Raw genomic sequence first — 6,200 nt, 5'->3', positions numbered from 1 at the left:
GTCTAAATCCTGTATAACTCTGTAATACTTTGCCGGTAGACCCGACGTTTTTTTCACAAAGGGATGACCTGACGCTGACACGCCGCTGCCTATGGTGGTGGCATCAGTAACTCAGGAGTCCTGGTGATGGCCGGCCCGATCAAGCTCGATTTTTCCGAAAAATATGACGATCAGCATGCCCAGAAATATCTGCGCAAGCACAAGGAAAGCCTTGGTCGTCGTCTTTCTCACTGGCGTGACGAACAGCTGGCCCGCAAGGCGCTGGCGTTGGTCGGTGAGCCAGGACTGGTGCTGGACCTGCCTTGTGGGGCGGGGCGTTTCTGGCCATTGCTGGGTGAAAAAACCAATCGGGTGATCATCGGCGCGGACAATTCCGAGTCGATGATCAAGACGGCCATGGCGTCGCAACCGGCTGACGTGGTGAAACGGGTACAACCCTTGCACACGTCTGCGTTCGACATCGCCTTGCCGGATAACGCCGTCGACAGCATTTTTTGCATGCGACTGCTGCATCACATCGGTGAGGCCGAGCATCGGCGCACGATTCTGCGTGAATTTGAGCGCGTGACCCGCGACAGCGTGATTGTTTCGCTGTGGGTCGACGGCAATTTCAAGGCGTGGAAGCGTCAACGCGCCGAGCAGAAGCGTGACAAACGGCAATACCAGAATCGCTTTGTGTTACCGGCCGCTACGGTCGAAAAGGAATTCGAGGAAGCAGGGTTTCGAATTCAGGAACAACTGGACTTTATTCCGCTCTACGCCATGTGGCGAGTTTACGTATTACGCAAGAGGTAGCAGGATGGCAGTGCAATTTGCAGCAGAAACGGACGTCGCTCCGCAAGATCGCTTTGACTTTTACTGGAACCAGCGCGGTGAGTGGGTGGAAGAACCCAACGTGCGGCGCGGTGGCGAAAGTGGAGTCCAGCGGGTCGTTGGACGCGATGGTCAACTGCTGTATGCCAAGCGCCAGACCGGTCATATCTATCGCAGCTGGTTGCACCCGTTCGGACGGCCGACGGTATTGCGTGAGCTGGATGCCCTGACCGGCGTGAGCAAGCTTGGCGTGCGCGTGCCGCAAATCGTTTTCTGTGGTACCCAGCCCGACCCGCAGCACAAGTGGCGTGCGTTGCTGGTGACCAAGTCCCTGGACGGTTTCCAGGAGCTGGAACACTGGCTGGCTTCTGCCGGCGGGCGTGATCAGTGCGGCGACGTCGTTTATGAGCGTGTGCTCAAGGACCTCGCCGAGAATCTGGCGCGCATGCACAAGGGCCGTTGGCAGCACAGCTGCATCTACATCAAACATGTGTTCGTGCGGGTCACCGGCGAAGGCGAATCGGCCAAGGTTGAAGTAGCCCTGATCGACTTGGAGAAATGTCGCCAGCGTCTGACTGCCTATCGCGCTGCCTCTCACGACATGAAGCAATTACGCCGCCACTCGTCGTTCCGCGACGCGGACTGGAAAAAACTCGTCTACTTTTATGAGACGGCGTTTGGCAGCGCTATCAAAGGTTTATAGCGATGAAACTCGAAATTGCACGAGGTTTGTTTTTGGTTGGAGCCTTGGCAGTTGCATCACTGGCGGTGGCTGCCTGGGAGCAGCCACGCATGCAGGTCATTGGGGCGTCTACCAGCGACGCCCATTGTTCGATCCCACGGGTGGCCAAAGCCTCCGTGGCGACCAAGCCCGACCATGATTTGTTGTTGTTCATGTTCGGACTTTCCCAAGGAATGAGGCCGCAGAGTTGAACCGATTGAAGCCCACCTGAAAGGCCTCGCAGATGCGAGGCCTTTTTTTATGCCCGACACGACACAGATCCCTTGTAGGAGTGAGCCTGATCGCGATAGCGGTGTGTCATTCAAATCATTATTAACTGACAGACCGCTATCGCGAGCAGGCACACTCCTACAGGGGGTTATGCGGTTGGTGTGGGATCGGGTTTCGCCAGCAGGGTGTAAACGCATGGCAAGACGAACAGCGTAAACAACGTGCCGATCGACATCCCCGTGGCAATCACCATGCCGATATCAAAGCGGCTGACCGCGCCGGCACCGGTGGCGAGAATCAACGGCACCATGCCAAACACCATCGCTGCAGTGGTCATCAACACCGGCCGTAAACGAATCGCTGCCGCTTCCTCAACGGCTTCACGCACTGTCAGGCCTTTGTCCTTGCGCAACTGGTTGGCGAATTCGACGATCAGGATGCCGTGTTTACTGATCAGGCCGATCAGCGTCACCAGCCCCACCTGGGTGTAGATGTTCATGCTCGACCAGCCAAGGAACAGCGGAATCAGCGCCCCGCAGATCGACAACGGCACCGTCACCAGAATCACCAGCGGATCGCGGAAACTCTCGAACTGCGCCGCCAGCACCAGAAAAATGATCGCCAGCGCGAGTGCAAACGTCACCCACAACGCGCTGCCTTCCTGAACGAACTGGCGTGACGCACCGCCATAGTCGAAGGCAAAACCGGCCGGCGCTTCTTCCCGGGCGATCTGCAGAACGGTGTCGATGGCTTCACCCATGCTCACCAACGGAAAACCGGAGATCTTCGCCGCATTGAGTTGCTGGAACTGATTGAGCTGGCGCGGTCGTGCGCGGTCGCTGACCTTGATCAGAGTCGACAGCGGCAGTAACTCGCCCTGGGTGTTTTTCACGTAGTAATTGTTCAGCCAGTCCGGGTTGTCGCGGAAGGGGCGTTCAACCTGAGCAATGACCTTGTAACTGCGCCCCTCGATGGTGAACCGGTTGATTTCCGCTTCACCCAGCAACGTCGCCAGCGTGCCCCCCAGATCCTGCATCGACACGCCCATTTGCGCGGCTTTGGCGCGGTCGATATCGACCACCACCTCGGGTTTGTCGAACGCCAGATCGAGGTCGACGAAGGCGAACTTGCCCGACTCCATCGCACGCTTCTTGATCCGGTCGGCCACTTGCAGCAGCAATTCGTAGTCGTTGGCGGTGTTGACCACAAACTCGAACGGCAAGCCTTCACCGGTGCCAGGCAGGGACGGCAGGTTGAAGCCGAAAATCTGCAGGCCCGGGATGCCTTCCAGTTTGCCCTGCACTTCAGGGAGGATTTGCATCTGTGTGCGGCTGCGTTCGTTCCATGGCTTGAGCAGGAACCCGCCAATGCCCGCCTGCACGCCGTTGTAGCCGTTGATCTGGAACGAGGAATAGTACTCGGGGAATTCCTTGAAGATCTTGATGAACTCGTCGGTATAGGTGCTCAGGTAATCGAGGTTGGTCGGCTGCGGCGCGGTGGCCATCATGAAAATGATGCCCTGGTCTTCGTCCGGCGCCAGTTCCGACTTGGCGAACTTGAGAAATACCGGAATCAGGCACAGCACGATCACCGCGAACACCAGCACCACCGGCCGCGTGTTCAGCGTGCCATGCAGCATGCTTTGATAGCGGCGCTTGAGACGGTCGAAAATGCGGTCGAGACGGTGGGCGAGGCCACTGGGGTTTTCTTCGTGACGCAGCAGAAGTGCGCACATCATCGGCGACAGGGTCAGGGCGACGATCCCGGAGATCACCACCGCCCCGGCGAGGGTCAGCGCAAACTCCTTGAACAGCGCGCCGGTCAGACCGGTGAGGAAGCCGATCGGCGCGTACACCGCGGCCAGGGTGATGGTCATCGACACCACCGGCATGGCGATTTCCCGCGCACCTTCCAGGGCCGCATCAAACGGCGTCTTGCCTTCCTCGATGTGCCGGTGGATGTTTTCCACCACGACAATCGCATCGTCCACCACCAGACCGATGGCCAGCACCATTGCCAGCAGCGTCAGCAGGTTCATTGAGTAGCCCATCATCTGCATGAAGAACATCACGCCGATCATCGACAACGGAATGGTCACCACCGGAATCACCACCGAACGCAACGCGCCGAGGAACAGAAACACTACGACAATCACGATCAGTACCGCTTCGAACAGGGTTTTCACTACCTCGTCGATGGAGGCCTGAATGAACAGGGTGGCGTCGTAGGCAATCTCGCTCTTGAGGTTCGGCGGCAGCTGCGCTTCCAGCTCGGGCATCAGCTTGCGCACTTCCTTGATCACGTCCAGCGGGTTGGCGCCGGGCGTGGCCTTGATGCCGATGTACACCGACGGCGTGCCGCCGAACGAACTGATCGAGTCGTAGTTTTCCGCGCCCATCTCCACCCGCGCGACATCGCCGAGCAGCACGCGGCTGTCGCCACTGACCTTGAGCGGAATCGCCGCAAAAGCCTCGGCGGATTTCAGTTCGGTGTTGGCGTTGATGCTGGTAACCACGTACTCGCCTTTCACCTCGCCGGCGGCGGAGAGGAAGTTGTACTGGCGCACCGCATTGGTCACGTCGCTGGCGCTGAGGCCGAAACCGGCAAGCTTCACCGGGTCGAGCCACAGGCGCATGGCGAACACCTGATTGCCGAGAATCTCTGCTTCGGCCATGCCCGGCAGGGTCGCGAGTTTCGGCTGGATCACCCGTGACAGGTAGTCGGTGATCTGCGGGTTGCTCAAGTCCTTGCTGAAGAAGCTGATGTACATCAGCGCCGAGGCGTCGGCGGACTCCTTGCTCAGCACCGGGTCTTCAGCGTCCTGCGGCAGTTTGTTTTTCACCTCGTTGGCCTTGGCCAGCAACTCGGTAAAGAGGCGATCGGTGTTGGAGCCGATACGTGCGTAGATCGAAATCACCGAGAAGTTCTGCCGGCTGACCGACGTCATGTAGTCGATGCCCTCGGCGCTGGCCAGGCTTTGCTGCATCGGTTGGGTGATGTAGCCCTGAATGGTTTCGGCGTTGGCCCCGGGGTAGGCCGTGGTCACCGTGATCAGGGCGTTTTCCATTTGCGGGTATTGGCGCAGGGGCAACTTGCTCCAGGCCTGAAAGCCGAGCAGCACAATCAACAGGCTGACCACGGTGGCGAGCACCGGGCGGCGGATGAACGGATCAGTAAAAGCCATGGGAATTCCTTGATCAGTCGGCGCGAGACGGACTGTTCTGCTCGCCGAGGGTCTTGTCTTCGCTGATGGCAATGTGGGCGCCGTTGTCCAGTTTGATCTGGCCGGCCGTCACCACTTGTTCGCCGCTCTGCACGCCCTTGTTGATCATTACCAGGCCCTCGCGGCGTTCACCGGTTTCGATGAAGCGTCGCTCGGCAATCAGCACCGGTTGGCCCTTGTCGTCCTTTTCGACGCTGCCGTCTGCGGCTTTCTTCTGGCCGACCACGTAGACCGAGTTGCCGTAGAGGGTGTAGGTGATCGCGCTTTCCGGCACCACGATGTGCTTCTGCGGATCGGGCAGCAGCACATCGAGGCTGGCGAACATGCCCGGCAGCAGTTTGCCGTCGGGGTTGGCCAGGGTGGCGCGCACCAGAATATTACGCGTCGAGCTTTCGACGATCGGGTTGATCGCGCTGATCTTGCCCGGGAAGACCTGGCCGGGGTAAGCGGCGGCCGAGATATTCACCGGTTGGCCGATGGCCAGTTTCGGTACCGATTGCTCGGGCACATAGAAGTCGGCGTAGAGGCTGCTCAGGTCCTGCAGGGTGGCGATTTTGGTGCCGCTGGCGAGGTAATCGCCGACGTCGACCTGACGAATGCCGATGGTGCCGCTGAACGGCGCGAGGATGCGTTTTTTCGCCAGGGAGGCATTGAGCTGGTTGACCGTGGCCTTGTTCTTTTGCAGAACCGCCGAAAGCCGGTCGTACTCTCCTTTGGAGATGGCCCGGCTGTCGACCAGTTGGCTGCCGCGGCCGAAGTCCAGTTGCGCCAGACCGAGGTCGGCCTTGGCGGTTTCCAGCAGGGCGGTTTCGACCGCGCTGTCGAGTTGCAGCAGCGGTTGCCCGGCCTTGACCTTCTGCCCGGATTCGAATTTGAGTTCGGTGACGGTGCCGGCGACTTCCAGGCTCAGCTCGACGCCTTGCAGCGCTTTCAGTGTGCCGACCGTGGGCAGACGCATCTGCCACGGCCGCTCGTAAGCCGTGGCCACCGCGACGCTGATGGGCGGTTTCGGCTTGGAAAAGCCCTGGATCATTGTGTAGATCGAAAAGGCCTTGTACCCGCCCAGAACCAGGACGATCAACAAGACAACACCCAACATGATCAGCATGCGGCGACGCAGCATATTTCCAGTTCCTAGGATAAATCAGGTGAGACAGGCGGGCACATTACTCCGAGTGCTGGGGGGATTCCAACTGGCAGTTTTTACATGAA

At 59.2% G+C, this 6,200-nt stretch carries 5 protein-coding genes; 3 read left to right on the top strand and 2 right to left on the bottom strand.

Annotated features, from left to right (window positions below; all coding sequences use genetic code 11):
* The first annotated feature begins 126 nt into the window (after positions 1–126).
* From DBR24_RS26670 to DBR24_RS26660, 3 genes are read left to right on the top strand one after another with little or no spacing between them, the layout of a single operon-like run.
* Complete coding sequence (locus tag DBR24_RS26670) at positions 127–795, top strand: class I SAM-dependent methyltransferase (protein WP_123466270.1); 669 nt, start codon at positions 127–129, stop codon at positions 793–795.
* A gap of 4 nt (positions 796–799) precedes the next feature.
* The gene (locus DBR24_RS26665) at positions 800–1,516 is read left to right on the top strand and encodes a lipopolysaccharide kinase InaA family protein (protein WP_128616209.1); all 717 of its coding nucleotides are present in this window, start codon (positions 800–802) and stop codon (positions 1,514–1,516) included.
* A gap of 2 nt (positions 1,517–1,518) precedes the next feature.
* Positions 1,519–1,746, top strand: a complete 228-nt coding sequence (locus DBR24_RS26660; RefSeq protein WP_128616208.1) for a hypothetical protein — start codon at positions 1,519–1,521, stop codon at positions 1,744–1,746.
* A 167-nt stretch (positions 1,747–1,913) separates the two neighbouring features.
* Here the strand turns inward: DBR24_RS26660 and DBR24_RS26655 are convergent, their stop codons facing one another.
* A complete protein-coding gene (locus tag DBR24_RS26655) occupies positions 1,914–4,949 on the bottom strand; it encodes a multidrug efflux RND transporter permease subunit (protein WP_123466276.1) in 3,036 nt (1,011 codons plus the stop codon).
* Between the two features lie 13 nt (positions 4,950–4,962).
* Complete coding sequence (locus DBR24_RS26650) at positions 4,963–6,111, bottom strand: efflux RND transporter periplasmic adaptor subunit (protein ID WP_128616207.1); 1,149 nt, start codon at positions 6,109–6,111, stop codon at positions 4,963–4,965.
* Between the last annotated feature and the right edge of the window lie 89 nt (positions 6,112–6,200).

Origin of the sequence: Pseudomonas sp. HMWF006 (genome assembly GCF_003061205.1) — a bacterium.
GTDB classification, from domain to species: Bacteria; Pseudomonadota; Gammaproteobacteria; order Pseudomonadales; family Pseudomonadaceae; genus Aquipseudomonas; species Aquipseudomonas monsensis.
Note: the sequence above shows the minus strand (reverse complement) of the source record. Positions and strands in the feature narration are given on the sequence as shown.